Source organism: Corynebacterium sp. CCUG 65737, assembly GCF_024454115.1.
Classification (GTDB): Bacteria; Actinomycetota; Actinomycetes; order Mycobacteriales; family Mycobacteriaceae; genus Corynebacterium; species Corynebacterium genitalium.
Genome location: NZ_JAGPZB010000036.1, coordinates 1 through 1241 on the forward strand (window position 1 = coordinate 1; position 1241 = coordinate 1241).

General features: G+C 52.5%; 1 protein-coding gene. It reads left to right on the plus strand.

The window, feature by feature from the left end:
* Nucleotides 1–72: 72 nt before the first annotated feature.
* A protein-coding gene (locus tag KBX17_RS11420; RefSeq protein ID WP_256019917.1) for an IS3 family transposase occupies nucleotides 73–1241 on the plus strand; the annotation gives its coding sequence in 2 pieces (ribosomal slippage) (nucleotides 73–352 and nucleotides 352–1241; 1170 coding nt annotated over the 2 pieces). This gene is flagged as partial in the annotation.

Below are 1241 nucleotides of genomic sequence, written 5' to 3' on the forward strand. Positions count from 1 at the left end.
GGACCTGACCCCTTTTTGGTGGACACCTGATATCCAGCCCGGTTGGGCTGGGAAGAAAGGTAATCTACCACCATGTCCAGGTATTCCGAACAGTTCAAACGCGATGCCGTGGCCCTCTATGAAAACAATGAGGACCTCTCGTTGAACTCAGCATCAGCGGAGCTCGGTATTAATCGAGCCTCGCTGCATTCTTGGGTCAAAAAGTACGGCACCGGCAAACGTGCCCGCATTAAAGCCGTGCATGATAAAGCCCAAGCGACGAATGATTCTGAGCGAATCCGCCAGCTGGAAAAAGAGAACGCGAAGCTGCGCGAAGAACGCGATATCCTGCGCAAGGCCGCGAAATATTTTGCCGAAGAGACACGCTGGTGATCCGCTTCCAGTTTGTCTATGACCACCGAACCGAGTACTCGGTCAAGCGGATGTGCCACGTGTTAAAGCTCAATCGCTCCTCGTTCTACAAATGGGTGCAAACCCGCGAAAAACGCAGGTTAAAGACGTGTTCTGATGCTCTTATTGGCGCAAAAATCAAGACCATCTTCGATGACGAGCACGGGCTTTATGGTGCTAAACGCATCGCTGCAAGCCTCAACGACGATACAGACATTTCCCCGATCAATCACAAGAAAGTCGCACGCATCATGAAAAACATGGGGCTAAAAGGCTTTAGCAAACGGCGTCGATGCATCACCACCAGGCGCAAGCCTGGTCACCGTGTCATGCCAGATCTAGTAGGCCGTACATTCACAGCTGACGAGCCGAACCGTGTGTATGTCGGCGACATTACCTACCTGCCCTGTAAGGGGGGCAAGAACATGTATTTGGCCACAGTCATTGACACCTATTCACGGAAACTTGCAGGTTATGCACTCGCAGACCACATGCGTGTCTCGTTGGTCATTGATGCTCTAGCCCACGCACATGGTGTGCGTGGAAGTCTTGACGGGGCCATTTTTCATTCCGATCACGGCAGCGTGTACACCTCACAAGCGTTTAGAAAATACTGCTCGTCGCTGGGTGTACGCCAATCCATGGGAGCGGTAGGAACGAGTGCCGATAATGCCCTGGCAGAATCATTTAACGCCACCCTAAAACGTGAAGTGCTGCGTGATCGGAAAATCTTTGACAATCCGATAACCTGCCGGCAGGAAGTCTTCCGGTGGTGCATGCGCTACAACACGCGCAGACGACACTCCTGGTGCAACCTTCTAGCCCCCGATGACTTCGAAGCACTCACATCA